Annotated in this window: 22 protein-coding genes, 4 tRNA genes and 4 pseudogenes; 24 read left to right on the top strand and 6 right to left on the bottom strand. The window is 70.8% G+C overall.

The features are described 5' to 3' along the window. Positions 1 to 31: 31 nt before the first annotated feature. Positions 32 to 526 (bottom strand): YajQ family cyclic di-GMP-binding protein, encoded by a 495-nt coding sequence (locus tag QQK49_RS12930; protein ID WP_284304272.1) that lies wholly within the window; start codon positions 524 to 526, stop codon positions 32 to 34. Between the two features lie 243 nt (positions 527 to 769). On the opposite strand from QQK49_RS12930, the gene QQK49_RS12925 reads away from it, so the two are divergent. Next, positions 770 to 853, top strand: a tRNA-Tyr gene (locus QQK49_RS12925). Between the two features lie 125 nt (positions 854 to 978). Here the strand turns inward: QQK49_RS12925 and QQK49_RS12920 are convergent. Beyond that, positions 979 to 1,383 (bottom strand): YjbQ family protein, encoded by a 405-nt coding sequence (locus QQK49_RS12920; protein WP_284304271.1) that lies wholly within the window; start codon positions 1,381 to 1,383, stop codon positions 979 to 981. 55 nt (positions 1,384 to 1,438) lie between these two features. Between QQK49_RS12920 and QQK49_RS12915 the strand changes: the two genes are divergently transcribed. From QQK49_RS12915 to aroQ, 5 genes are all read left to right on the top strand, one after another. After that, a complete protein-coding gene (locus QQK49_RS12915) occupies positions 1,439 to 2,218 on the top strand; it encodes a helical backbone metal receptor (protein WP_284304270.1) in 780 nt (259 codons plus the stop codon). Then, positions 2,215 to 3,030, top strand: coding sequence for an enoyl-CoA hydratase-related protein (locus tag QQK49_RS12910; protein WP_284304269.1), 816 nt, complete (start codon positions 2,215 to 2,217; stop codon positions 3,028 to 3,030). The genes QQK49_RS12915 and QQK49_RS12910 overlap by 4 nt, the downstream gene beginning before the upstream one ends. Positions 3,031 to 3,079: 49 nt before the next feature. Beyond that, a complete protein-coding gene (locus tag QQK49_RS12905; RefSeq protein ID WP_284304268.1) occupies positions 3,080 to 4,834 on the top strand; it encodes an NAD-dependent malic enzyme in 1,755 nt (584 codons plus the stop codon). A gap of 124 nt (positions 4,835 to 4,958) precedes the next feature. Then, positions 4,959 to 6,338, top strand: a complete 1,380-nt coding sequence (locus tag QQK49_RS12900; protein WP_284305901.1) for an MFS transporter — start codon at positions 4,959 to 4,961, stop codon at positions 6,336 to 6,338. Between the two features lie 32 nt (positions 6,339 to 6,370). After that, a complete protein-coding gene (gene aroQ / locus QQK49_RS12895; protein WP_284304267.1) occupies positions 6,371 to 6,838 on the top strand; it encodes a type II 3-dehydroquinate dehydratase in 468 nt (155 codons plus the stop codon). Positions 6,839 to 6,892: 54 nt separating this feature from the next. Here aroQ and pntB read toward each other — a convergent pair whose 3' ends face one another. After that, positions 6,893 to 8,323 carry a Re/Si-specific NAD(P)(+) transhydrogenase subunit beta gene (gene pntB / locus QQK49_RS12890; RefSeq protein WP_284304266.1) on the bottom strand — a complete coding sequence of 477 codons (1,431 nt, stop codon included), beginning with the start codon at positions 8,321 to 8,323 and terminating at the stop codon, positions 6,893 to 6,895. Next, positions 8,323 to 9,881 (bottom strand): annotated as a pseudogene (locus QQK49_RS12885) (Re/Si-specific NAD(P)(+) transhydrogenase subunit alpha). The gene pntB and the pseudogene QQK49_RS12885 overlap by 1 nt, the downstream one beginning before the upstream one ends. A gap of 253 nt (positions 9,882 to 10,134) precedes the next feature. Between QQK49_RS12885 and QQK49_RS12880 the strand changes: the two are divergent. The 12 genes and pseudogenes from QQK49_RS12880 to QQK49_RS23325 all read left to right on the top strand — a co-directional run bounded on the left by QQK49_RS12880 (position 10,135) and on the right by QQK49_RS23325 (position 17,306). Further along, entirely contained in the window at positions 10,135 to 10,755 is a 621-nt protein-coding gene (locus tag QQK49_RS12880) for a biotin transporter BioY (protein ID WP_284304265.1), read from the top strand. Further along, a pseudogene (locus QQK49_RS23330) lies at positions 10,752 to 11,300 on the top strand (AMP-binding protein); the annotation flags it as partial. The gene QQK49_RS12880 and the pseudogene QQK49_RS23330, both read left to right, overlap by 4 nt. Before the next feature lie 278 nt (positions 11,301 to 11,578). Further along, the gene (locus QQK49_RS12875; protein WP_284304264.1) at positions 11,579 to 11,869 is read left to right on the top strand and encodes an AMP-binding enzyme; all 291 of its coding nucleotides are present in this window, start codon (positions 11,579 to 11,581) and stop codon (positions 11,867 to 11,869) included. Then, positions 11,866 to 13,128 (top strand): thiolase family protein, encoded by a 1,263-nt coding sequence (locus QQK49_RS12870; RefSeq protein WP_284304263.1) that lies wholly within the window; start codon positions 11,866 to 11,868, stop codon positions 13,126 to 13,128. The genes QQK49_RS12875 and QQK49_RS12870 overlap by 4 nt, the downstream gene beginning before the upstream one ends. Next, a complete protein-coding gene (locus QQK49_RS12865; RefSeq protein WP_284304262.1) occupies positions 13,128 to 13,829 on the top strand; it encodes an energy-coupling factor ABC transporter ATP-binding protein in 702 nt (233 codons plus the stop codon). Before QQK49_RS12870 ends, QQK49_RS12865 begins: the two co-directional genes overlap by 1 nt. Next, positions 13,823 to 14,422, top strand: coding sequence for an energy-coupling factor transporter transmembrane component T family protein (locus QQK49_RS12860; RefSeq protein WP_284304261.1), 600 nt, complete (start codon positions 13,823 to 13,825; stop codon positions 14,420 to 14,422). The genes QQK49_RS12865 and QQK49_RS12860 overlap by 7 nt, the downstream gene beginning before the upstream one ends. Positions 14,423 to 14,632: 210 nt before the next feature. Beyond that, a tRNA-Thr gene (locus tag QQK49_RS12855) sits at positions 14,633 to 14,705 on the top strand. 65 nt (positions 14,706 to 14,770) lie between these two features. Further along, positions 14,771 to 14,844, top strand: a tRNA-Met gene (locus QQK49_RS12850). Positions 14,845 to 14,960: 116 nt separating this feature from the next. After that, on the top strand, positions 14,961 to 15,131 hold the full coding sequence (gene rpmG / locus QQK49_RS12845) for a 50S ribosomal protein L33 (protein ID WP_284304260.1): 171 nt from the start codon (positions 14,961 to 14,963) through the stop codon (positions 15,129 to 15,131). Between the two features lie 165 nt (positions 15,132 to 15,296). Continuing rightward, positions 15,297 to 15,740, top strand: a complete 444-nt coding sequence (locus QQK49_RS12840; protein WP_284304259.1) for an FAS1-like dehydratase domain-containing protein — start codon at positions 15,297 to 15,299, stop codon at positions 15,738 to 15,740. A 2-nt stretch (positions 15,741 to 15,742) separates the two neighbouring features. Then, entirely contained in the window at positions 15,743 to 16,186 is a 444-nt protein-coding gene (locus QQK49_RS12835) for a MaoC/PaaZ C-terminal domain-containing protein (protein WP_431310536.1), read from the top strand. Further along, positions 16,183 to 17,306: pseudogene (locus QQK49_RS23325) on the top strand (UDP-N-acetylmuramate dehydrogenase). The gene QQK49_RS12835 and the pseudogene QQK49_RS23325 overlap by 4 nt, the downstream one beginning before the upstream one ends. Before the next feature lie 69 nt (positions 17,307 to 17,375). On the opposite strand, the gene QQK49_RS12825 reads toward QQK49_RS23325, so the two are convergent. After that, the gene (locus QQK49_RS12825; protein ID WP_284304257.1) at positions 17,376 to 18,416 is read right to left on the bottom strand and encodes an adenosine deaminase; all 1,041 of its coding nucleotides are present in this window, start codon (positions 18,414 to 18,416) and stop codon (positions 17,376 to 17,378) included. A gap of 143 nt (positions 18,417 to 18,559) precedes the next feature. Here QQK49_RS12825 and QQK49_RS12820 point away from each other — a divergent pair. The 5 genes and pseudogenes from QQK49_RS12820 (at position 18,560) to rplA (ending at position 21,845) form a co-directional block, all read left to right on the top strand. After that, positions 18,560 to 18,632: transfer RNA gene (locus QQK49_RS12820), tRNA-Trp, on the top strand. Positions 18,633 to 18,716: 84 nt separating this feature from the next. Then, positions 18,717 to 18,992 (top strand): preprotein translocase subunit SecE, encoded by a 276-nt coding sequence (gene secE / locus QQK49_RS12815; RefSeq protein ID WP_284304256.1) that lies wholly within the window; start codon positions 18,717 to 18,719, stop codon positions 18,990 to 18,992. A gap of 218 nt (positions 18,993 to 19,210) precedes the next feature. Continuing rightward, positions 19,211 to 20,073: pseudogene (gene nusG, locus QQK49_RS12810) on the top strand (transcription termination/antitermination protein NusG). A 402-nt stretch (positions 20,074 to 20,475) separates the two neighbouring features. Further along, positions 20,476 to 20,904 (top strand): 50S ribosomal protein L11, encoded by a 429-nt coding sequence (gene rplK / locus QQK49_RS12805; protein WP_284304255.1) that lies wholly within the window; start codon positions 20,476 to 20,478, stop codon positions 20,902 to 20,904. A 227-nt stretch (positions 20,905 to 21,131) separates the two neighbouring features. After that, positions 21,132 to 21,845, top strand: coding sequence for a 50S ribosomal protein L1 (gene rplA, locus QQK49_RS12800; RefSeq protein WP_284304254.1), 714 nt, complete (start codon positions 21,132 to 21,134; stop codon positions 21,843 to 21,845). A gap of 183 nt (positions 21,846 to 22,028) precedes the next feature. On the opposite strand, the gene QQK49_RS12795 is transcribed toward rplA, so the two are convergent. Further along, positions 22,029 to 22,151 carry a hypothetical protein gene (locus QQK49_RS12795; protein WP_284304253.1) on the bottom strand — a complete coding sequence of 41 codons (123 nt, stop codon included), beginning with the start codon at positions 22,149 to 22,151 and terminating at the stop codon, positions 22,029 to 22,031. Between the two features lie 629 nt (positions 22,152 to 22,780). Between QQK49_RS12795 and rplJ the strand changes: the two genes are divergently transcribed. Beyond that, positions 22,781 to 23,362 (top strand): 50S ribosomal protein L10, encoded by a 582-nt coding sequence (gene rplJ / locus QQK49_RS12790; protein WP_284304252.1) that lies wholly within the window; start codon positions 22,781 to 22,783, stop codon positions 23,360 to 23,362. Positions 23,363 to 23,366: the final 4 nt, after the last annotated feature.

Below are 23,366 nucleotides of genomic sequence, written 5' to 3'. Positions count from 1 at the left end.
GGGCCCGTGTTCGCGGGTTCGTCGGGACAGCTCAGCGGTAGTTGACGAACTGCAGGGCGACGTCGAGGTCGGCGCCCTTGAGCATCTGCTGGACGGCCTGTAGGTCGTCCTTGTTCTTGCTGCTGACGCGCAGTTCGTCGCCCTGGATGACGGGCTTGACGGTCTTGCCGAACTCGTCGCGGATCATCTTGGAGACCTTCTTGGCGTTCTCCTGGCTGATGCCGTCCTTGAGGGCGGCGTCGAGGCGGTAGATCTTGCCCGACGCCTTGGGGGTGCCCTCGCCGGTGTCGAGTGACTTGAGGGAGACGCCGCGCTTGACCAGCTTGGTCTGCAGCACGTCGAGCACTGCGAGGCACCGCTCCTCGCTGTTGGCCTTCATGACGATGGACTCACCGGAGAGCTCCACCTCGGCGTCGACGCCCTTGAAGTCGTACCGCTGCGAGATCTCCTTGGCGGCCTGGTTGACCGCGTTGGCGACCTCCTGGTGGTCGACCTTGCTGACGATGTCGAACGAGCTGTCGGCCATGCTCTTCCTCCTGATGTCGGCGGACGGGATGTGGCTGCCCATTCTGCCTGCGCGACGTGGCCCGCGTGCTTCCGGTCCGCCCCCGACCCTGGCCTGCTCCCCGACATGAGGCTGTGCTCCTCCGATCGGGGGAGCACAGCCGGAGGATCGTGATCGGACCGACCGATATCAGGAGCATCAGCGGACAGACGGGCGGATTGGACGCCGCCAGGGTCGATGTTGCTATCCTCGGACGCGCACCACGGCAGGTTGCCCGAGCGGCCAATGGGAGCGGACTGTAAATCCGTCGCGAAAGCTTCGAAGGTTCGAATCCTTCACCTGCCACCACGAGCGAAGGCCCCGGATCAGCCGGGGCCTTCGCCGTCTCCGCACCAGGTCGGCCGTGCACTCTGGCGCTCCGGGTCGTCGACGCCAGGGCGCACACCCTCTCGAGCGTCGCGGTACGGCCGGCCTCAACCGGCCAGGAACGACAGCCGCACCTTCCGGTCCGGGTTGTCGACGTTGAGGTCGACCAGGCACACGCTCTGCCACGTGCCGAGTTCGAGCCGTCCGTCGACGACCGGCAGGGTCGCGTACGGGGGGATCAGCGCAGGCATCACGTGCGAACGGCCGTGCCCCGGTGTGCCGTGCGCGTGGATCCACCGGTCGTCCGCCGGCAGCAGGTCGCCCAGGGCGGCCAGCAGGTCATCGTCGCTGCCGGCGCCCGTCTCGATGATGGCGATCCCCACCGTCGCATGCGGCACGAACACGTGCAGGAGTCCATCTCCTGCGCCGGCGACGAAGCGTTCGCACTCACGGGTGAGGTCGTGGACGACCTCCTGCGATCCGGTCCGGACGTCGATGAGCTGTGTCTGCATGGACCCATCCTGCCCGCTTCGCACGAGGGAGGATCGACGCAGGCAGACTGGCCCCATGCGTACCCTCCACGACGATCTCGGGGCCTCACTGACCCTGCCCGATCCCACTCGCGTGGTCAGCCTCGTCCCTTCCCTCACCGAGGCGATCGCGACCAGCGCGCCGGGTGTTCTCGTCGGCGCGACCGAATGGTGCACGCATCCGGCCGATCTCGACGTGCCGCGGTTCGGCGGGACGAAGAACCCCGACGTGGACGGCATCGTCGCGACGGCTCCCGATCTCGTGGTGATGAACGAGGAGGAGAACAAGCCCGAGCACGTCGCCGCACTGCGCGAGGCGGGAATCCCCGTGTGGGTCACCGACATCCGCACCGTCGACGGAGCCCTGGCCTCCCTCGACAGGCTGCTGGACGCGCTGTCCGCTCCCGAGCGGGGGTGGCTGCAGGACGCGCGCGCCGCATGGGAGCGGCTTCCCGCGCCGACAGCGCGGCGGCGGGCCGTCGTCCCCATCTGGCGGCGGCCGTGGATGGCGTTGGGTGCCGACACCTATGCCGGTGACGTGCTGCGTCGGCTCGGGGTCGACAACGTCCTGGCCGACGCCGAGGAGCGTTACCCCCGCATCGATCTCGACGACATCCAGCGTCGGGGCGTCGACCTCGTCGTCCTCCCCGACGAGCCGTACCGCTTCACCGCCGACGACGGGCCCGAGGCGTTCGGCGAGGTCCCCAGCGCGCTCGTCGACGGCCGGCACCTCACGTGGTACGGCCCGGCGATGACACAGGCGCCGACCGCACTGGCCGAACAGCTCGACACCCTCGTCAGTGGAGGCACGCGGTGAGCACCACCGACCTGGTGATCGACCGGGCCGGCCCCGTCGTCACCGTCACCTTCGACCGCCCCCACCGGCGCAACGCGTTCACCACCGAGATGTACCTCGGGCTCCGCGACCTGGCCACCGACCTCGCCGACGACCCCGAGTCCCGGGTCGTCGTGTTCCGCGGCGCGGGAGGCACCTTCGCCGCCGGCAACGACATCGCGGAGTTCGTCGCCATGACCTCGGGCGCGGAAGCCGTGGAGTACGAGGCGCGGGTCCGCGACCTCATGACGGCGCTGGCGGCCCTGCCGCAGGTGAGCATCGCGGCGATCGACGGCGCGTGCGTGGGCGGGGGACTGGCCCTCGCCACCCACTGCGACCTGCGCATCGCCACCGCGCGCTCACGCTTCGGATACCCCATCGCCCGCACCCTGGGCAACGCCCTCTCCCGCCCTCTGCTCGAGCGGTGCGTGCACGTCTTCGGCGAGTCGGTGACCCGGCAGATGCTCCTGACCTCCCGACTGCTGCCCGCCGAGCGGGCCTACGGCGTGGGAGCCCTGCTGACGGTGTGCGAGGACGCAGGCGCGCTGGCCGCCGAACTCGAGGAGGTCGTGCAGGGACTCCTGGCCGCCGCGCCGTTGACGCTGCGGACGACCAAGCGCCAGCTCGGCGCCCTCACCGAGATCGATCCGACCGGCGGGCCCGACGACGCCCAGATGCTCGAAGAGGTCTACGGCAGCGCGGGATTCCGCGAGGGCGTGCGGGCCTTCGTCGCCCGGGAGACACCGCGGTTCGCCGATGCCGAAAGGTCGCAGGACACCGGCCGATCGGATTGACCCGTCGAAGCGCGGAATGCGAGCCGCCCGCCGCCCTATCGTGGGGCCCATGGCCGATGAGCAGACCCCCGAGGACGACGCACAACCCACCCCCGCCGAGTACGTCAACCCCTCGGGGAAGCGTCCCAGCAGGCAGAAGATGTGGATGCGAGGTCAGGAGCTGCTGACGCGCCCCTTCGTCAACCGCGGCACCGCGTTCACCCGTGACGAACGCAAGGCGCTCGGTCTGGTCGGTCTCCTGCCGGCCGGTGAGGTGCAGATGGAGGGTCAGCTGCGGCGCGTGTACGAGCAGTACTGCGCCCAGCCCGACGCGCTGAGCAAGAACGTCTACCTGCAGTCCATGCGCGACCGCAACGAGACGCTGTTCTACCGCCTCCTGGCCGACCACCTCGAAGAGATGCTGCCGATCGTCTACACGCCGACCATCGGCGAGGCCATCGAGAAGTTCAGCCACTGGTACAGCCGGCCCCGGGGAGTGTTCCTCTCCATCGACCACCCCGAAAACATCGAGGAGTCGTTCGAGAACTACGGCCTGGCCGCCGACGAGGTCGACCTCCTCGTCGTCACCGACTCCGAGGGCATCCTCGGCATCGGCGACCAGGGCGTGGGCGGAGTGATGATCGCGGTGGGCAAGCTGTCGGTCTACACCGCGGCCGCCGGCATCCACCCGCGGCGGGCCATCCCCGTGGTGCTCGACGTCGGCACCGACAACCTCGGCCTGCTCAACGACGAGTTCTACCTCGGGGCCCGCCACGCACGCGTCCGCGGCGAGCGGTACGACGACTTCATCCAGCGATTCGTCGAGGTCGCGACACGGATGTTCCCGCACGCGATGCTCCACTGGGAGGACTTCGGCGCGAGCAACGCCCACCGCATCCTCGACACCTACCGCGACCGTGCCTGCACCTTCAACGACGACATCCAGGGCACCGCGGCCGTGGTGCTCGCAGCGGCCCTGTCCGCGGCCCGCTCCGCCCACGTGCCGATGCGGGACCAGCGCGTCGTCATCCACGGTGCGGGCACGGCGGGCGTCGGGGTCGCCGAGCTCATGCGCGACGAGATGATGCGCCAGGGGTTGACGCGCGAGGAGGCGGACGCCCGGTTCTGGTGCCTCGGCAGCCGCGGCCTGATCTCCGAGCGCCTCGGCGACCGCGTGCGCGACTTCCAGCAGCAGTTCGCCCGCACCGACGCCGAACTGCGGGACTGGGCGGTCACCGACCCCACGCGCATCGACCTCGAGGACGTCGTCCGCAACGTGCGCCCGACGATGCTCGTGGGCACCTCCGCGCAGGCGGGTGCGTTCTCGGAGTCCGTCGTGCGTGAGATGGCCGCCCACACGCCGTCGCCGATCATCTTCCCCCTGTCCAACCCGACGTCCAAGGCCGAGGCCGTGCCCGCCGACCTCCTCGCGTGGACCGACGGTCGGGCGCTCATCGCCACCGGCTCCCCGTTCGAGCCGGTGACCCACGAGGAGATCCGCTACGAGATCGCCCAGGCCAACAACGCCCTGGTCTTCCCGGGCATCGGGCTCGCGGTCACGGTGTGTCGTCCCACCCGCATCACCGACCGGATGATCGCGGCGGCGGCCGAGGCGGTCGCCAAGATCGGAGCCGCGCAGGGTGGGCGCGGCGCGAGCCTCCTGCCCTCGATGAGCCACCTGCGGATGGTCTCCGGTGCCGTGGCGATAGCCGTGTGCGCCGCGGCCGAGGAGGACGGCCTCGCGCGCGTCGAGGTCGAGGACCCGGTGCAGGAGGTCTTCGACCTCATGTGGCAGCCGACCTACCGCCCGATCGAGATCGTCTGAGGAGCCCCCGCTCACCGGGTGTCCACCGCGCCCGGTGAGCGGGGGTGTGCGATCCTCCTCCTGCCGCGCCCGACGCGGCGCGGCATGACGACGTCGACCCGAGGAGACCGCCGTGGGCGCCGAGATGGGAACAGCGGGCAGCTCCGAGGCCCTCACGAGGACCGACCGGCTCGACCGGCTCTCGGCCAATCGCGCCCACGGCAAGCTGCTGTTCGGCTCGGGCATCGGGTGGGCGCTCGACGCCATGGACGTCGGGCTGATCTCGTTCGTCATGGCCGCGCTCGCCCTGCACTGGAAGCTCGACTCGGGGACGCTGTCGATCATCGCCTCGCTCGGGTTCGTGGGCATGGCGGTCGGCGCGACGTTCGGTGGGCTGCTCGCCGACCGGATCGGCCGCCGCCAGGTCTTCGCGCTCACCCTGCTCGTCTACGGGCTCGCGACCGGCGCCTCGGCGCTCGCGACGTCGGTGGCGATGCTCATGATCCTGCGCTTCGTCGTGGGCCTCGGCCTCGGTGCCGAGCTGCCCGTCGCGTCCACGCTGGTCAGCGAGTACTCACCGCGGCGCATCCGCGGCCGCATGGTCGTCGTGCTCGAGTCGTTCTGGGCACTGGGGTGGATCATGGCCGCCCTCATCGGCTACTTCGTCATCCCCCTCCACACCGACGGCTGGCGCTGGGCCCTGGCCTTCGGGCTCGTCCCCGCCGCGTACGCGCTGGTCGTGCGATGGGGGCTGCCCGAATCCGTCCGCTTCCTCGAGTCCAAGGGGCGTCACGCCGAGGCCGAACTGGCCGTGCGCCGTTTCGAGGAGCCCGCCGGGATCACCCACGCCGAGCCGCTGCCGCAGGACGAACCCCCTGAGCAGGCAGCCGCCCGCCTCGAGCGGACGTCCCGGACCAGGGCCGGGCTGTGGCGGCCGGAGTACCGTCGCCGCACGGCCGCCCTGTGGGTAGTCTGGTTCATGGTCAACTTCTCGTACTACGGCGCCTTCATCTGGCTCCCGACCCTCATCGGGCAGCGCGGATTCGACCTGGTCAAGTCCTTCGAATACACGCTCATCATCACGCTGGCCCAACTGCCGGGGTACGCGCTCGCGGCCTGGCTCATCGAGGTCTGGGGCCGCCGAGCGACACTCGCGACGTTCCTCCTGGGATCCGCGGGAGCCGCGGCCCTCTTCGGCACGGTGGGGTCGGCCCTGTTCCCCGACGCGGGCGTCGGCTGGTTGCTCTTCGCCGGCAGCCTGATGTCCTTCTTCAACCTCGGCGCGTGGGGCGCGCTGTACGCGGTGTCACCGGAGATGTACCCGACCCGCGTGCGCAGCACGGGCGCCGGCGCCGCCGCGGGGTTCGGCCGCATCGCCTCGATCATCGCCCCGCTCGCCGTGCCGTGGCTGGTCACCCAGGGTGGTCAGCCGTTGGCATTCGCGGTCCTCGGCGGCGCCTTCGCGGTCGCCGCGGTCGCCGCGCTGTTCCTCCCGGAGTTGCGCCAGGTCGCCCTGGAGGAGTGAGCCCGATCAGGCGGTGGTGAGACACTGACTCGGTGACGACCACGACCTCGCGCCCCCTCGTCGGCGTGCTCAACGGCCCCAACCTCAACCTGCTCGGCACGCGGCAGCCGGAGATCTACGGCCGCGCGACCCTCGCCGACATCGAGTCCCGGTGCCGCGAGCTGGGAGCCGAACTCGGCCTGGGCGTCGAGTGCGTCCAGAGCAACCACGAGGGTGAACTCGTCGACGCGATCCAGGAATGGCGCGGTCGCGCAGCGGGATTCGTCGTCAACGCCGCGGCGTACACCCACACGTCGGTCGCCCTGCGGGATGCGCTGCTGGCCACCGGCCTGCCCTTCGTGGAGGTCCACCTGACCAACGTGCACGCGCGCGAGGACTTCCGCCACCGCTCCTATCTCGCCGACATCGCGACCGCGGTCATCGCCGGCTGCGGGCCGCACGGATACGAGTTCGCCCTGCGCCACTTGGCCTCGAAGGTGGCCCCCACCATCACCGCGTGAGCCTGAAACGCCGAGACCGCCGGTAATGACCGGCGGTCTCGGCGACTCGGGTGCTCAGAGTTCGCGCAGGATGTCGTCGACGCGCTCCTTGGCGTCGCCGAACAGCATCGCGGTGTTCTCCTTGAAGAACAGCGGGTTCTGCACGCCGGCGTAGCCGGTGTTCATCGACCGCTTGAACACGACGACCTCGTCGGCCTTCCACACCTCGAGGACGGGCATGCCCGCGATGGGGGAGGTCGGGTCGTCCTGCGCCGCCGGGTTGACGGTGTCGTTGGCGCCGATGACGAGGACGACGTCGGTGTTCGGGAAGTCGTCGTTGATCTCGTCCATCTCGAGGACGACGTCGTAGGGCACCTTGGCCTCGGCCAGCAGCACGTTCATGTGGCCCGGCAGGCGACCGGCGACGGGGTGGATGCCGAACCGCACGTCCACGCCCCGCTCACGGAGTCGGTGGGTGAGGTCGGCCACCGGGTACTGCGCCTGGGCCACGGCCATGCCGTACCCGGGGGTGATGATGACCGACCGCGCGTTCCGGAGCGTCTCGGCGACCTCGCCGGCGGCGGTCTCGCGGTGCTCGCCGTACTCCTGCTGCTCACCGACGACGGCGCCGTCGGAGCCGAATCCACCGGCGATGACGTTGATGAACGACCGGTTCATGCCCTTGCACATGATGAAGCTGAGGTAGGCACCGGAGGAACCGACGAGGGCGCCGGTGATGATGAGCAGGTCGTTGTTGAGCAGGAAGCCCGCCGCGGCGGCCGCCCAGCCGGAGTAGCTGTTGAGCATCGAGACGACGACCGGCATGTCACCGCCACCGATGGCCGCGACCAGGTGCCAGCCGAGGAACAGGGCCGCCAGCGTGAGCACGCCGAGCAGCGTCTGGCGGACGGCGATCGCGTCGTGCGGAAGCATCACGTACGCGATGGTCAGCACGAGGAACGCGACGAGGATGCCGAGGTTGATGAGGTTGTGCTTGGGCAGCATCGTCGGCGCCGACTTCACGCGGCCGGACAGCTTGAGGAACGCGACGATCGACCCGGTCAACGTCACCGCACCGATGAACACACCGACCATGACCTCGGCGTCGTGGATGCCGGGGTTGGCGGAGGTCTCGTACGAGCTGTTCCAGCCGACGAGCACGGCGGCGAGTCCGACGAAGCTGTGCAGGAGGGCGATGAGCTCGGGCATGCCGGTCATCTCGACCTTGCGCGCCCGCCAGATGCCGATGGCGGCACCGATCGCCATGGCGATGAGGATGAGGCCGAGGCCGGGGAGCCCGGTACCGGGCCGGTCGGCGGTGCCGGTGGCGGACTGGACGCCGAGGACGGCGGCGCCGATCGTCACGACGAGCGCGATGGCCATGCCGAAGATGCCGAAGCGGTTGCCCGACCGGGCGGTCTCGTGGTTGGACAGACCGGCGAGGCTGAGGATGAACAGCAGGCCCGCGATGATGTAGGTGCCCTGCAGGAGGGTGAGCTGAAGCATCAGGCGTCCTTCCTGAACATGTCGAGCATCCGGGCGGTCACGGTGAACCCGCCGAACACGTTGATGCTGGCGACGAGGATGCCGATGAACGCGAGGATCGTGACGGCGAGACTGCCTTGATGCCCGACCTGCAGCAATGCGCCCACGATGATGATTCCGCTGATGGCGTTGGTGACGGACATGAGCGGCGTGTGCAGCGCGTGGTGCACGTTGCCGATGACGTAGTAGCCGATGACGCAGCTCAGCATGAACACCATGAAGTGGCCGAGGAACGGCTCGGGCGAGAAGGCCGCGACCAGCAGGAACGCGAGCGCGCCGGCGGCCGCCACGCCCATCTTCGTGCCGGAGGAGATGCCCTTCTTCTCGACCTCGGCCTTGTCGGTCGTGGCGACGGCCGTCGCACCGCCCGAGGCGGCCGGGGTCGGCGCCGCGGACACCTGGACCGGTGGTGGTGGCCACATCAGTTCGCCGTCGAGGACGACGGTCATGCCGCGTTGCACGACGTCGTCCATGTCGAGGTGCACCTGCCCGTCCTTCTCGGGCGTGATGAGCTTGAGCAGGTTGACGAGGTTGGTGCCGTACAGCTGGCTGGCCTGGGTGGGCAGCCGCCCGGCGAGGTCGGTGTAGCCGATGATCGTCACGCCGTTCTCGGTGGTGATCTTCTCACCGGGCACCGAGCCCTCGACGTTGCCGCCGCTGGCCGCGGCCATGTCGACCAGGACACTGCCGGGCTTCATCGAGGCGACCATCTCGGCCGTGATGAGCCGGGGCGCGGGACGGCCGGGGATGAGCGCGGTGGTGATGATGATGTCGCAGTCCTCGGCCTGCCGGGCGTACATCTCGGCCTGTCGCGCCTGGTAGTCGGCGCCCATCTCCTTGGCGTACCCGTCGGAGCTGACCTCGGCGCTCGTGTCCTCCACGCGGACGAACTCGGCGCCCATCGACTCGACCTGCTCGGCCACCTCGGGGCGGACGTCGTTGGCGCGCACGATGGCTCCGAGGCTGCCCGCGGCACCGATGGCGGCCAGGCCGGCCACACCGGCGCCGGCGACGAAGACCTTGGCGGGGGCACCTTGCCGGCGGCGGTCACCTGACCGGTGAAGAACCGGCCGAACTGGTGCGCGGCCTCGATGACGGCGCGGTAGCCCGCGATGTTGGCCATCGAGGACAGCACGTCGAGGGCCTGAGCGCGGGAGATGCGCGGCACGGCGTCCATCGCGAGGACGGTGATCCGGCGGGAGGCGAGCTTCTCGACCAGGTCGGGGCGCAATGCGGGGCTGATGAGCGCCGCGATGACGGCGCCGTCGCGCAGGGCCGCGATCTCGTCGTCCGAGGGCGCGTTGACGGCGAAGACGACATCGGCGCCCCAGGCGTCGTAGGCGTCGCCGAGGCGCGCGCCGGCGTTCTCGTAGTCGGCGTCCGCGAGTGAGGCCGCGACCCCCGCACCGGCCTCGACGACCACCTCATAGCCCAGTTTGACGATCTGTCCGACGGTCTTGGGGGTGGCGGCCACCCGGGTCTCGCCCGGTTGTCTTTCGCGGGGGATTCCGATGAGCACGGCAAGCTCCTCTGGCGGTTCATACGCGGGGACGATCGTGTCAAGGATGCACCGGACGCGGCGTCCAGACGGCTCTTCGGGCCCGAAATCGTCTGAGCGATCTCACGGCCGACGTCCGCCGGGGAGGCCCTAGGTCGTGAACCGGGAGGCCGGGGTCCCCGTCCGGCGCATCGTGTAGCACACTCTCGGGTGCGGCACGAGTTCATCACGACCGCCGAACAGACCGACGACCGCCCCCAGACCAGGAGGACGCATGCCCGCTTCGTCGAGGACGACGACCCCCACCGACGCCCCGTCGACGCCCCGGATGGCGGCCCGCGACCTCGCTCTCATCGCGGCCGTGGCCGGTCTCATCGTGGTGCTGGGCATCCCGGGCGCGATCTTTCCGTTCGGCGCGGCCGTGCCGATCACCCTGCAGTCCCTGGGCGTGATGCTCGCTGGGGCGCTGCTGGGGTGGAAGCGTGGCGGGCTCACCCTGCTGCTGTTCCTGGCGATCGGCGCGGCCGGCCTGCCCGTCCTCGCCGGTGGTCGGCCCGTGCTGCCCGCTCTGGCCGGTCCGACGTCCGGATTCCTCGTCGGCTACGTCCTCGGCGCGATGGCGATCGGGGCTCTGGTGCAGGCACGCGCGCGCCGGTTGACCGCGGGATGGCTGGCGTTCTCGATCCTCGTCGGCGGCATCGGCGTGGTCCACCTGTGCGGCATCCCGGGGATGGCCTGGCGCGGCGGCATGACCCTGCAGGAGGCCTTCGTCGCCGACATGGTGTTCCTGCCCGGAGACCTCGTCAAGGCGGTCGTCGCCACCCTCGTGGCCGCCGCGGTCCACCGCGCGCTGCCCACCCTGCTGCCGTCGACCTGGGCGGGCACCGCGCGGTGAGGATCCTCGCCGAGGCCGATCAGCGGGTGCTGCTCGGGCAGATCCTCGGCGCCTTCGGCCTCGAGCCGGTGGCCGTGCTCGACCCCCACTGGCCGGCCGGGGCCGCCGCCGAGGTGCGACGACGCCTGGAGGAGGCGGCGGAATCCGGTGCCGTGCGCTCGGATTCGCTCGTCTTCTTCACCTCCGGATCGACGGGCCGTCCCCGCGCGGTGCATCGCAGCGCGCGGTCGTGGCAGGTCAGCGGCCCGGTGTTCACCGACCTCACCGGAGCAGGTCCGGACCGTCCGGTGTGTCTCCCCGGCCCCCTGCACTCCACCCTCTTCCTCTTCGGCGCCTGGCACGCCCGGTCGATCGGGGCGCCGGTGATCCTCGCGGGCGAGGCCCAGGAGGAGGCGGCGATCATGCACCTCGTCCCCACGATGCTGCCGGGAGTGCTCGCGCGGCGCGATCGCGGAGAGCTGCCCGCCCTGCACACCCTGGTGGTCGCCGGTGACCGGCTGCCGCCCTCCCTCGGCGCGCGGGCCAGGGGGCAGGGTCTGCGGCTCGTCGAGTACTACGGCGCCGCGGAGCTCTCCCTGGTGGCCGCCCGCGACGACGACGGCCCGTTCACCGCCGTCGAGGGCGTGGAGACGCGCCTCGTCGACGGGGTGCTGCAGAGCCGGTCGCCCTACCAGGCGTACGGCTATCTCGGAACGCCGGAGGGCGGGCCGCTGCGGCGCGACGCCGAGGGCTGGGCCGTCGTCGGCGATCTGGCCGAAGCGGTCGGTGACGGGTTCGTCGTCCTCGGGCGGGGGACGCCGCCGTCACCACCGGCGGTCACACCGTGGTCGTCGAGGACGTCGAGGCCTTCCTGCGCGGCCTGCCCGGGATCGAGGACGCCGCGGTCGTCGGACCGCCCCACCCCCGCCTGGGCCAGGTGCTCACCGCGGTCGTCGTGGGGGAGGCCGATGAGGCGACCCTGCGGCAGGCGGTGCGCGACCTGCCTCGCCCCGCCCGGCCCCGCCGGTTCGTCCGCCGTGATTCCCTGCCCCGTACTCCCGGTGGCAAACTCCTGCGTTCCGACGTGCTCGCGTCCGTGTGTGAGCCGGTCGGTGAGAGCGCGGTGGTCTCGTGACCCTCCCACCCACGACACCCGTCGTCATCGCGGCCCGACGCACCCCCGTCGGCACGGCCGGGCACGCGTTGGCCGCCGTCGACGTCGCCTCCCTCGTCGCGCCGGTCCTCGACGCGCTCGCCGCCGATCTCACCGGACTCGGCCTGCCGGTGCGGCTGCGCGAGAACTCGACGAACGGCGGCGAGGTCGGAGTCGCGGTCGGCGTCGAGGCTGAAGTCGACACCGAAGACGTCGCCGGAGTCGCCGGTGTCGCCGTCGACGACGTGATCCTCGGCAACTGCCTGGGCCCCGGGGGAGACGTCGGTCGCGTCGCCGTGTTGTCCTCCGGCCTGCCGATCTCGACCCCGGCCCTCACCGTCGACCGGCAGTGCGGCAGCGGTCAGGAGGCGATCCACCTGGCCGCCGACCGTGTGCGCGCCGGTGCCGGGCTCGTGCTGGCCGGTGGGGCCGAGAGCGCGAGCACCGCCCCCTGGCGTCTGCACCGCCCCCGCACGGCGACCGAACCGCCCCGCCCGTATGCGAGGGCGGCGTTCACCCCGGCCGAGTTCGGTGACCCCAACATGGGCCCGGCCGCCGAGGAGGTCGCCTCCCGGCACGGCATCACCCGCGAGCGTCAGGACGCCTACGCTGTGCGCTCCCACGACCGCACGCTGCGGGCCCGGGACGCCGGGGTCTTCGACCGTGAGATCGTGCCCGTCCACGGGGTGACCCGCGACGAACGCCCACGCCGGATGAACGCCCGCACGCTCGCCCGGCTGCGTCCCGCGTTCGCCGCCGGCGGGACCGTCACGGCCGGGAACTCCTGCGGCATCAGCGACGGCGCGGCCCTGGTCGCGGTCGTCCCCGAGCACGTGCGGGCCGAACTCGGTGTCCCGGGCCTCGCGATCACCCACCAGGTCGCCGTGGGGACCGATCCCGCCGTGCCCGGCACGGCGCCCGTCACCGCGGTCCGGCTGCTGCTCGAGCGTTCGGGGGTGACGCTGGAGGACGTGGGGCTGATCGAGACCACCGAGGCCTTCGCGGCGCAGACGCTGGCCTGCGCCGACCTCCTCGGCCTCGATCCGTTCGGCGCCGACGACGACCGCTGGTGTCCGGACGGCGGCGCCGTCGCCCTCGGACATCCCTGGGGCGCCTCGGGGGCGCTGCTGCTCGTGCGGCTGTTCGCCGGCATGACGCGACCGGGCGGCCCGGAGCTCGGCATCGCGACGTGCGCCATCGGAGGCGGGCAGGGTCTGGCTCTGCTCGCGAGGCGGCTTTGATGATCGAGTTCCGCGACGTCCACCACAGCTTCGGCGACCGCGAGGTGCTGCGCGGCATCGACCTCGTCCTCGACGAGCCCCGCGTGGGCATCATCGGGGCCAACGGCTCGGGCAAGTCGACGCTGGTCCGCATGATCAACGGCCTCGTCACGCCGAGTTCGGGCACCGTGACCGTCGACGGGATCGACGTCGCGCGCCACGCCGGCCGGGTGCGCCGGCAGGTGGCGTTCGTGTTCCCCGACCCCGACGCGCAGATCGTCATGCCGACCGTCAGCGAGGACATCGCCTTCTCGTTGCGTCGCCACAAGCTCTCCCGTGCCGAGATCGACGCCCGGATCGACGCGGCTCTGGCCCGCTTCGGCCTGTCCGACCACCGCGACCACCCCGCTCACCTGCTGAGCAGCGGACAGAAGCAGTTGCTCGCCATCGCCTCGGTCACGGCCACCGATCCGGCCGTCCTCGTGGCCGACGAACCGACGACGATGCTCGACCGCCGGCACACCCGCGCGGTCATGCGTCACCTCGCCGCGCTGGACCAGCAACTCCTCGTCGTCACCCACCAGCTCGAGCTCCTCGCCGACTGGGAGCGGGTCGTCGTCATCGAGGAGGGGCGCGTGGTCGCCGACGGTCCCGGACCGGACTCGGTGGCCTTCTACCGCGACCTCATGGATGGCACAGACGGTATGGACCCGACGTGCTGACGTCGACGTATCGCGCCGGCGACTCGTTCCTGCACCGCGCCCGCCCCGCGTGGAAGCTGGCGGGGCTGTTGGTGGTGACGTCTCTGCTCGTCCTCCGGCCCGACCTGCCGATGCTGGCGGTGGCCACCTCCCTCGTCGTCTTGGTGAGCCTGGCTGCGGGGCTGGGGTGGCGCACGCTGTGGGCCCAGGCGTGGCCGCTGCGCTGGATCGTGCTGGTGCTCGTGCCGTTCCAGATCTGGAGCGCGGGGTGGGAGCGGGCGCTCGTCGTCGTCGGGGGACTCGTGGTGGCGGTCGTCGCCGCCGGCGTCGTCACGACGACCACCCGCGTCGCCGACATGATGGACACGATCACCGCCGGCCTGCGTCCCTTCGAGCGGTTCGGCGTCGACGCCGACCGGGTCGGCCTGGCGATGGCGTTGACCATCAGGTCGATCCCCGTCATCCACCGCACGCTGCGGGAATGCGGGGAGGCGCGCCGGGCGCGGGGGCTGGAGCGCAGCCCGCGTGCCCTGCTCGTGCCGTTCGTCGTCCGCACGGTGCGTCACGCCGAGCGGGTCGGTGAGGCCCTCGTGGCGCGGGGCCTCGACGACTGACCGCGCGGGTGTCGAACGGCGTCGGGGCGTCGATCCCGCAGGGCGTGGAGGAGGCCGATGCGCCGGGGGCGGCGCGGTGTGTCGGGAGCCGATTTCGTCTCCGAGACTCGATACGTGTATCGTCTTTCAGGCGCCTACGCGAGCGGTCACCGCTGCCGCGTAGACGTTCCCCCAGGTCCTGGATCTCGCGATCCGCACAGGTCCCGGGGTGCCCCGATAGCTCAGTCGGCAGAGCGTCTCCATGGTAAGGAGAAGGTCTAGGGTTCGATTCCCTATCGGGGCTCAGGTCGCGGTAACTCCGGCCGACCGGTTCGTCCGGTGCGGCTGGAGACCCTCGCCGCAACCCCAGGCGGGGTAGCTCAGGTGGTTAGAGCACACGACTCATAATCGTGGTGTCGCGGGTTCGAGTCCCGCCCTCGCTACTCGCGTGACAACTCCCGATCGAGGAGTCACGCTTGCAGGTGAGTTGACAACGCGGCACTCCGCCGCGCAGCGTGATCCGCCCGCAGTCCTCCGAACGCGAAAGACAGGTAGTCCCGTGGCCAGCAAGAGCACCGACGTCCGCCCCAAGATCACCCTGGCGTGCGCGGACTGCAAGGACCGCAACTACATCACCAAGAAGAACCGGCGCAACGACCCCGACCGCATCGAGCTGGCGAAGTTCTGCCCCAAGTGCGGTAAGCACACGGCGCACAAAGAGACCCGCTGACGCGGTTCCTCACCGCCGATCGACCGCGGCCGCCCCTTCACACCAGGGGCGGCCGCGGTCGTCTGCGTACCTCCAGCCCCACCGGGCCCCAGGCGGGACCGCCGCGCCCTGGCTCGGACGCGGCGGGCGAGGGCACTGTCGGTGGCGTCCACTAGGGTTTCGTCCATGCCGGTCAACGTCGCCTTCGAAGGCCGTACCTACCCACCCGGAGAGCCGTTCGCGGTCGGCCGCGAGCACGTCCGTGCGTTCGCGTCCGCCGTCGGGGCGAGCGACCCCGTCCACCACGACCCCGCCGCCGCGCGTGAGGCCGGATTCGCCGACGTCGTCGCGCCGCCCACCTTCGCGGTGGTCATCGCCCAACGGTGTGAGGCGCAGTTCGTGTCCGACCCCGAGGCCGGGATCGACTTCTCCCGGGTCGTGCACGGCGACGAGTCCTTCACGCACCACCGGCCGCTCGTGGCCGGCACCGAGGTGCGCTCGAGCCTGCACGTCGACCGGGTGCGGATGGCGGGCGGCAACGCCCTGATCGGCACGCGCGTGGAGATCGTCGACAGCGACGGCGAGCCGGTCTGCACGGTGACCTCGAGCCTCGTCGTGAGAGGGGAATGACCATGTCGCACGCACAGCGTCCGGCCGTGGGGTCGGTGGCCGCCGGCGACGAGATCGGATCGATGACGGTCCACGTCGATCGCGCCCGGCTCGTGGAGTACGCCGGCGCCTCCGGCGACCGCAACCCCATCCACTGGGACGAGCGGTTCGCCACCTCGGTGGGGCTGCCCGACGTCATCGCCCACGGCATGTTCACCATGGGTGCCGCCGGTGAGCTCGTCAGCCGGTGGGCGGGCGGCGCCCCTCACGTCCGCAGCTACTCGTGCCGCTTCATCAAACCCGTCCCGGTGCCCCACGGGTCGGGTGCCGATGTCGAGGTGTCCGGGGTCGTCAAGTCGGTCGACGACGCCGCGGGGGAGGCGGTCGTCGAGCTGACCGTCCGTCACGGCGAGGTCAAGGTGCTCGGCAAGGCCCTCGCCCGCGTGGCCCTCGACGGCGCCGCATGACCGCGGGAGACAGCGACCTCGCGCGGTACACGACGATGCGGGTGGGCGGTCCGGCCCGCCGGTTCGTCACCGCATCGACCACGGACGAACTCGTCGACGCGGTCAGGCTGGTCGACGACGCCGACGAGCCGCTCGGGGTCTTCTCCGGCGGCTCCAACCTGGTGATCTCCGACGAGGGTGTGGAGGCGACGGTCGTCCGCGCCGCGACGACGGGCGTCACCGTGGAGTCCTCCGACGCCTGCAGCGGTGTCAGCGTGCGCGTGGCGGCGGGGGAGTCGTGGGACGAGTTCGTCGCGCACGCCGTCGACTCCGGCTGGGCCGGCGTCGAGGCGCTGTCGGGGATCCCCGGCTGCGTCGGCTCCACACCGGTGCAGAACGTGGGCGCCTACGGCCAGGAGGTCAGCCAGACCATCGCCCGGGTGCGCACCTGGGACCGGGCCCGCGGCGCGTTCCGCACGTTCACGGCCGCCGAGTGCGGCTTCGCCTACCGCGACTCCCGGTTCAAGTCCAGCCCCATGCCCGCCCGCACGACGGGTGAGGACGTGTCAGCCGCGCTCGGGGATTCTCGCCGCGGTACGTGGTGCTCGACGTGCTCTTCCAGCTCGAACTCGCCGACCTCGCGCGTCCGGTCGCCTACGCCGACCTCGCCACCGGGCTGGGTGTCGACCTCGGCACCCGCGTCCCGCTGGCCGACGCCCGTGAGGCGGTGCTCGAGCAGCGCCGCCGCCGCGGCATGGTGCTGCAGGAGGACGACCACGACACGTGGAGTTGCGGCTCGTTCTTCACCAACCCCATCCTGTCGGCCGACGACTTCGACACCCTGGCCCGCCGCGTCCGCGAGACGACGGACGCCGACCTCGTTCCGCCGCGGTTCGCCGCCGGCGACGGGATGGTCAAGACGAGTGCCGCCTGGCTCATCGACAAGGCCGGTTTCGGCAAGGGGTACGGCCTGCCGGGCCCGGCCGCCCTGTCGACCAAGCACGTGCTCGCGGTCACCAACCGGGGCGAGGCGAGGGCCCAGGACGTCGTCGACCTCGCCCGTGAGGTGCGCGACGGGGTCCAGGAACGCTTCGGCATCCGCCTGGTCAACGAACCCGTCCTCGTGGGCCTCGAGCTCTAGTCGCAGTTTTCTGGATTCCATCGGCCGGCCGTGCGACGGCGCGTCGGTCAGGGGCGGCCCGAGCCGGCCCTACCGCTCCGGGGTCGACTCCGGTGCCAGCCAGGCGTCGATGTCGGCCAGGGCGCTGCTCTTGATCTCCTGCGGCGCGCGGCTGCCCTCGATCGAGGAGCGGGCGAGCCCGGCCAGGGCGTCGTCGTCGAATCCGTGGACCGATCGGGCGATCTCGTACTGATCGGCCAGGCGCGAGCCGAACAGCAGGGGGTCGTCAGCGCCGAGGGCGATCTGCGCGCCGGCCTCGACGAGCGTGGGCAGGGGCACGTCGAAGGGGGTGTCGTACACGCCGAGACCCACGTTGCTGCCGGGGCAGACCTCGAGCGTGATCCCCCGATCCACGATCTCGGCGAGCAGGGCGGGGTCCTCGACGCTGCGCACCCCGTGGCCGATGCGGTCGGGGCTGGCGTGCTCCAGGGTGTCCCGCACGGCCTCGGGGCCGAGGAGCTCGCCGCCGTGCGGGACGATGGCCAGGCCGGCGTTGCGGGCGATGCGGAACGCGCCCTCGAACTCGGCGGTGTCACCTCGCCGTTCGTCGTTGCTCAGGCCGAAGCCGACGACGTCGCCGGGCCGGTCGCCGGCGTGGCGGGCAGCGAGCCGCGCCAGGGTGCGGGCGTCCAGCGGGTGACGGATCCGGCTCGCGGCCACGATGACGCCCACGCCGATCTCACCCTCGTCGCTGACGCGCTTCGCCTCGTCGAGCACGATGTCCAGGGCGTTGCCCAGGCCGCCGACGTGCGGGGCGTAGCTCGTGGGGTCGACCTGGATCTCCAGCCAGCGCGAGCCCTCGGTGGCGTCGTCGTGGGCGGCCTCCCGCACCACGCGCCGCATCGTCTCCTCCGAGCGCACGCACGACCTGGCCGCGTCGTACAGGCGCTGGAAGCGGAACCAGCCGCGCTCGTCGCGCCCCTTGAGCCTCGGGGGCCAGTCGGACACGAGGGCCTGGGGCAGCCGGATGCGCTGCTCCTCCGCGAGTTCCATGAGCGTGGTGAACCGCATCGACCCCGTGAAGTGCAGGTGAAGGTGCGCCTTCGGCAACGTGTGGACAGGCCTGCTCACCCTTTCAGTGTCACAGACGCGCCGGTGGCGACGATCTCCGACCCGCCCTGTGACCTGCCCGGGTTGGCCATGACGGGTCGCTCTCCCGTATGCTCTTCGCCTGGGTGAGTTCGGTACGTCGCTGCGTGCTGCCCCTCACCCGTAGGGCAGTGGCTCAATTGGTAGAGCACCGGTCTCCAAAACCGGCGGTTGGGGGTTCGAGTCCCTCCTGCCCTGCGAGTACGAACATGTCGAGACGAAAGGGTCGCCGCCTCACCCATCACGGTCCACACGCGGACGGCGACCCGAGGAGAGAGGCACATGAGCGACCACGGCATGACGACGCATCAGGCGTCGTCGCCGCGAGAGCGTCGGCCCCAGGGCGGCAACGTCGTCACGCGCTTCTTCTCGGCGATCGCGCTGTTCTTCAGCCAGGTGCTCGACGAGATGCGCAAGGTCGTGCGACCGACGCGCAAGGAGCTCACCACCTACACGACGGTCGTCATCGTCTTCGTGTCGGCGATCATGCTCTACACCGTGGGACTCGACGCCCTGTTCACCAGGGCCGTCGGTTGGGTGTTCGCCGGAACCTGGTAGCCGTCAGCGGGTGGCCGCCGTCACCCGCCCCGTTTCGAGACAGATCCCATCGCACGCTCAGCCCCGGATCGAGGTATCCGGGGCGCCGCGCGTCAGGCAAGGAAGTGAGTTCACCCGTGACCGAGTCGGAGTACCAGCCCGAGGCCACCGAGGAGACCCCCGTGCCGGCCGAGGAGGTCTCGCCGGGACACCAGACCTCCGTCGACGCCTCCTCGCAGGTGGACGCCTCCTCGCAGGCAGACACGGACGGCTCGACCGAAGAACTCGCCGAGCAGACGGAGGCAGACGCAGACGTCGAGGTCGAGAACGCCGACGCCCTCGCCGATGAGCCGGTCGAGGCCGACCCGGTCACCCAGGCCGACGAGCCGGTCGACGCCGACGACGCAGCACCGGCCGAGGACGCGACCACCGCCGACTCCGAGACCGGCGACGACGCCGAGGCCGAGGAAGCCGAGGAAGCCGAGGTCGAGGACCCCGTCGAAGCCCTCCGCAAGGAGCTGCGCTTCCTCCCCGGTGACTGGTACGTCATCCACTCCTACGCCGGGTACGAGAACCGCGTGAAGCAGAACCTCGAGCAGCGCGTCACCTCGCTCAACATGGAGGAGTACATCTTCCAGGCCGAGGTGCCCATGGAGCAGGTCACCGAGATCAAGAACGGCCAGAAGAAGGTCGTCCGCCGCGTCCGCATGCCCGGATACGTGCTCGTCCGCCTCGACCTCACCGACGAGAGCTGGGGCGCCGTCCGCCACACCCCGGAGTGACCGGCTTCGTCGGCAACGCCCACCAGCCGGTGCCGCTCAGCCTGGAGGAAGTCCTCTCCATGCTCGCCCCGCAGGTCGAGCAGGAAGCCGCCGCCGCAGCCCCCGCAGCGAGCCGCCCCGCCGCAGCCTCCTCGGCGCCCACCACCCTCATCGACTTCGAGATCGGCGAATCCGTCACCGTCATGGAGGGCCCCTTCGAGACGATGCCCGCCACCATCTCCGAAATCCTCCCCGAACAGCAGAAGCTCAAGGTCCTCGTCTCCATCTTCGGCCGCGAGACGCCCGTCGAGCTCGCGTTCAACCAGGTGGCCAAGCTCTGACCGCACGGGGGCTCCGCCCTCGCACGGGGGCTCCGCCCCCGTGTGCCCCCGGACTGCTCGGTCGCGGCTTCGCCGCGGCGTTCTTGTTTCGCCCATTCAGGCCTCGCTTCGCTCGGCGAATGGGCGACAAACTCTCGAAACCCTGGACTCGCCGTGGGCGGTGGTCCGGGGTTTCGACAGTTTGTGCTGGGTTGCTGTTGTCTGGTGCAGTTGTTGCCGTTGCCGTCGGCGCGCCGACGGCACGGCGCGTGTGCGTTGCCGCTCACCTCGGGAGCGATTCGCCCCTGGCGGGCCTGGCGCGTAACGTTGACCCTCGGTGCCTGCTCGTGAGGCGCCACCCATGCTCACTGCAACCGGGTCATCGCCCATGGCGTCGGCCCACAAACGGAAAGTGAGGGGCGTATGCCTCCCAAGAAGAAGGTCTCCGGCTACATCAAGCTCCAGATCCAGGCGGGTGCGGCCACGCCGGCACCGCCGGTGGGTCCCGCGCTCGGTCAGCACGGCGTCAACATCATGGAGTTCGTCAAGGCCTACAACGCCGCGACCGAATCCCAGCGCGGCAACGTGATCCCCGTCGAGATCACCGTCTACGAAGACCGCTCGTTCACCTTCATCACCAAGACCCCGCCCGCCGCCGAGCTCATCAAGAAGGCCGCCGGCGTCGCCAAGGGGTCGGGCGAGCCGCACAAGACCAAGGTCGCCAGCCTCACCGACGACCAGGTGCGCGAGATCGCCGAGCAGAAGATGCAGGACCTCAACGCGCACGACATCGAGCAGGCGAAGAAGATCATCGCCGGCACCGCGCGATCGATGGGCATCACCGTCAAGTGAGGTCCCGTCCCTGACACTCCGCAAGCGCCCGCACCCCACCGGTGGCGGGCGCTTCGGCGTCCCCGGCAGTGCTTTGGGGCGCCGGTCGCGGGTGTGGCAGAATGGATCCTTGTGGTAGGGCCCTGCGCGGTCCGTCATACACCACGACTCCGACGGCTCCGCCCCTTCGTCTCCTCGACGAGGTCCGTGGCGGACGCCCTTCACCCGCACCACGTCAGGAGCACCTCATGCGCAGCAAGTCTTACCGCGCCTCCGCCGAGAAGATCGACCGCGATCGTCTCTACTCGCCGCTGGAGGCCGTGCGTCTCGCCAAGGAGACCGCCACCACCAAGTACGACTCGACCGTCGAGGTCGCGTTCCGTCTCGGTGTCGACCCCCGTAAGGCCGACCAGATGGTCCGTGGCACGGTCAACCTCCCCAACGGCACGGGCAAGACCGCCCGCGTCCTCGTGTTCGCCACCGGCGCCAACGCCGAGGCCGCCACCGCCGCGGGCGCCGACTACGTCGGTTCCGACGACATGCTCGAGAAGGTCCAGGGCGGGTGGCTCGACTTCGACGCCGTCGTCGCCACCCCCGACCTCATGGGCAAGGTCGGTCGCCTCGGTAAGGTCCTCGGCCCCCGCGGTCTCATGCCGAACCCGAAGACCGGCACCGTCACGATGGACGTCGCCAAGGCCGTCAGCGACATCAAGGGCGGAAAGATCGAGTTCCGCGTCGACAAGCACTCCAACCTGCACTTCATCATCGGCAAGGCCTCGTTCACCGAGCAGCAGCTCGTCGAGAACTACGGCGCCGCGCTGGAGGAGATCCTGCGTCTCAAGCCGTCGGCGAGCAAGGGCCGCTACATCAGCAAGGCCACCATGGCCACCACGATGGGCCCCGGCATCCCGCTCGACCAGAACCGCACCCGCAACCTCATGGCCGACTCCGACGAGGCCTGAGCCTGCACGCGGGCCCCGAGCCCGCACACCAGACGCCGACGGCGCCGCTTCCGAAGAGGAACGGCGCCGTCGGCGTGTCTGCACAGGACGCTCAGGTGACGTCCGACCCCGAGATCTCCTCCAGGCGCAGGAACTCCAGGTGGTCCCGCGACCGCGGCCGCAGGAGGATTCGTGCGGCCCGTGTCAGCCTCCGCTTCGTCGCTGAGGGCGGATCGACCAGAGCACGACGGTGGCCAGGACGAGGTGGGCCACGGCGGCCGGGGCCGAGATCGTGGGGATGAGGTAGGCGAGGCAGGCCGGTCGCATGGCGTCGTGGCACCGGAGTAGGTCCGCCCGTGCAGGAGGCCGGTTCCGGCGCCGAAGGGCAGGACGGAGAGGGTCGCGGGGGACAGGCCCAGAGCCAGACCCAGGGGCTGCTCGACGAACATGTAGGCGATCACCGCCGCGAGCACCGGCATCGTGCGGCGTCCCAGGGCGCCCGCGGCGGCCCCGAGCAACAGCCAGTAGAGGGACACGGCGAGGAGGGCGAGGATCGCCCGCATCGCCGACGCCGCAGGCGCCCCCAGCACGGAGGAGCCGAGCACGACGCCGGCGGGGAGCGCCACGAGCGCGAACGCCGCCGCCAGGGTGCAGACCGCCTTGCTCGCACACCACCGTCAACGACTCGACCTACGCGGGCATCTAGCGTGAGTCAACGCGCGGATTTGGTCTGTGCGTTCCGAGGCCCGTAGACTGCTCGACGACCCATGACCGCCGGTTGTCGAGTTCCTCGTGGATTCGACCGAAGGTTCCCACACGATGGGGCGACCCGCGCAGGCCACCGAGAACGATCACCGAGCGCTCACGTGTTCGGCCATCCGCTCCCGTTGCCCTGTGCGCGGGAGCTTTCGTCGTTTCGGGGGCCACGGGTGCCGGCACCACTTTAAGGAGGCCCCATGGCAACGCCCGCGAAGCAGGCAGCCATCGCCGAACTCTCGGAGAAGTTCCGTGGGTCCGGTGCGGCCGTGCTGACGGAGTACCGCGGCCTGTCCGTGGCCCAGTTGTCCGAGCTCCGCTCGCAGCTGCGCCCGAACGGCAGCTACGCCGTCGCGAAGAACACGCTGACCGAGCTCGCTGCCAAGGACGCCGGAGTCACGGCTTTCGACGGCCAGCTCGTCGGTCCCTCGGCGATCGCCTTCATCACCGGTGACCCGGTCGAGGCTGCCAAGGTCCTGCGTGACTTCGCCAAGGCCAACCCCCTCCTCGTCATCAAGGGCGGCGTCCTCGACGGAAAGCCCCTGACGGCGGAGGAGATCACCAAGCTTGCCGACCTCGAATCCCGCGAGGTCCTGCTGGCCAAGGCTGCCGGCGCCATGAAGGGCAAGCTCAACCAGGCCGTGTCGCTGTTCGCCGCTCCGTTGTCGCAGACGGCGCGCGTGATCGACGCCCTCCGGGCGAAGGTCGAGGAGACCGGGGGTGCCGCTGCGGCTCCCGCCGAGGCCACGCAAGACGTCGCCGAGGGTGGCGACGAGGCCTGATCGG

It is taken from the genome of Mobilicoccus caccae, from assembly GCF_030161635.1.
GTDB lineage: Bacteria > Actinomycetota > Actinomycetes > Actinomycetales > Dermatophilaceae > Mobilicoccus > Mobilicoccus caccae.
The sequence above is the reverse complement of the archived record's forward strand: the minus strand, read 5'-3'. Positions and strand labels throughout refer to the sequence as shown.

Bases quoted from the DNA above. Each gene is read 5' to 3' on its own strand.
- QQK49_RS12930 (WP_284304272.1), bottom strand. From the start codon at position 526: ATGGCCGACAGCTCGTTCGACATCGTCAGCAAGGTCGACCACCAGGAG.
- QQK49_RS12920 (WP_284304271.1), bottom strand. From the start codon at position 1,383: ATGCAGACACAGCTCATCGACGTCCGGACCGGATCGCAGGAGGTCGTC.
- QQK49_RS12915 (WP_284304270.1), top strand. From the start codon at position 1,439: ATGCGTACCCTCCACGACGATCTCGGGGCCTCACTGACCCTGCCCGAT.
- QQK49_RS12905 (WP_284304268.1), top strand. From the start codon at position 3,080: ATGGCCGATGAGCAGACCCCCGAGGACGACGCACAACCCACCCCCGCC.
- QQK49_RS12900 (WP_284305901.1), top strand. From the start codon at position 4,959: ATGGGAACAGCGGGCAGCTCCGAGGCCCTCACGAGGACCGACCGGCTC.
- pntB (WP_284304266.1), bottom strand. From the start codon at position 8,323: ATGCTTCAGCTCACCCTCCTGCAGGGCACCTACATCATCGCGGGCCTG.
- QQK49_RS12880 (WP_284304265.1), top strand. From the start codon at position 10,135: ATGCCCGCTTCGTCGAGGACGACGACCCCCACCGACGCCCCGTCGACG.
- QQK49_RS12865 (WP_284304262.1), top strand. From the start codon at position 13,128: ATGATCGAGTTCCGCGACGTCCACCACAGCTTCGGCGACCGCGAGGTG.
- QQK49_RS12840 (WP_284304259.1), top strand. From the start codon at position 15,297: ATGCCGGTCAACGTCGCCTTCGAAGGCCGTACCTACCCACCCGGAGAG.
- QQK49_RS12835 (WP_431310536.1), top strand. From the start codon at position 15,743: ATGTCGCACGCACAGCGTCCGGCCGTGGGGTCGGTGGCCGCCGGCGAC.
- secE (WP_284304256.1), top strand. From the start codon at position 18,717: ATGAGCGACCACGGCATGACGACGCATCAGGCGTCGTCGCCGCGAGAG.
- rplK (WP_284304255.1), top strand. From the start codon at position 20,476: ATGCCTCCCAAGAAGAAGGTCTCCGGCTACATCAAGCTCCAGATCCAG.
- rplA (WP_284304254.1), top strand. From the start codon at position 21,132: ATGCGCAGCAAGTCTTACCGCGCCTCCGCCGAGAAGATCGACCGCGAT.
- QQK49_RS12795 (WP_284304253.1), bottom strand. From the start codon at position 22,151: ATGCGACCGGCCTGCCTCGCCTACCTCATCCCCACGATCTCGGCCCCG.
- rplJ (WP_284304252.1), top strand. From the start codon at position 22,781: ATGGCAACGCCCGCGAAGCAGGCAGCCATCGCCGAACTCTCGGAGAAG.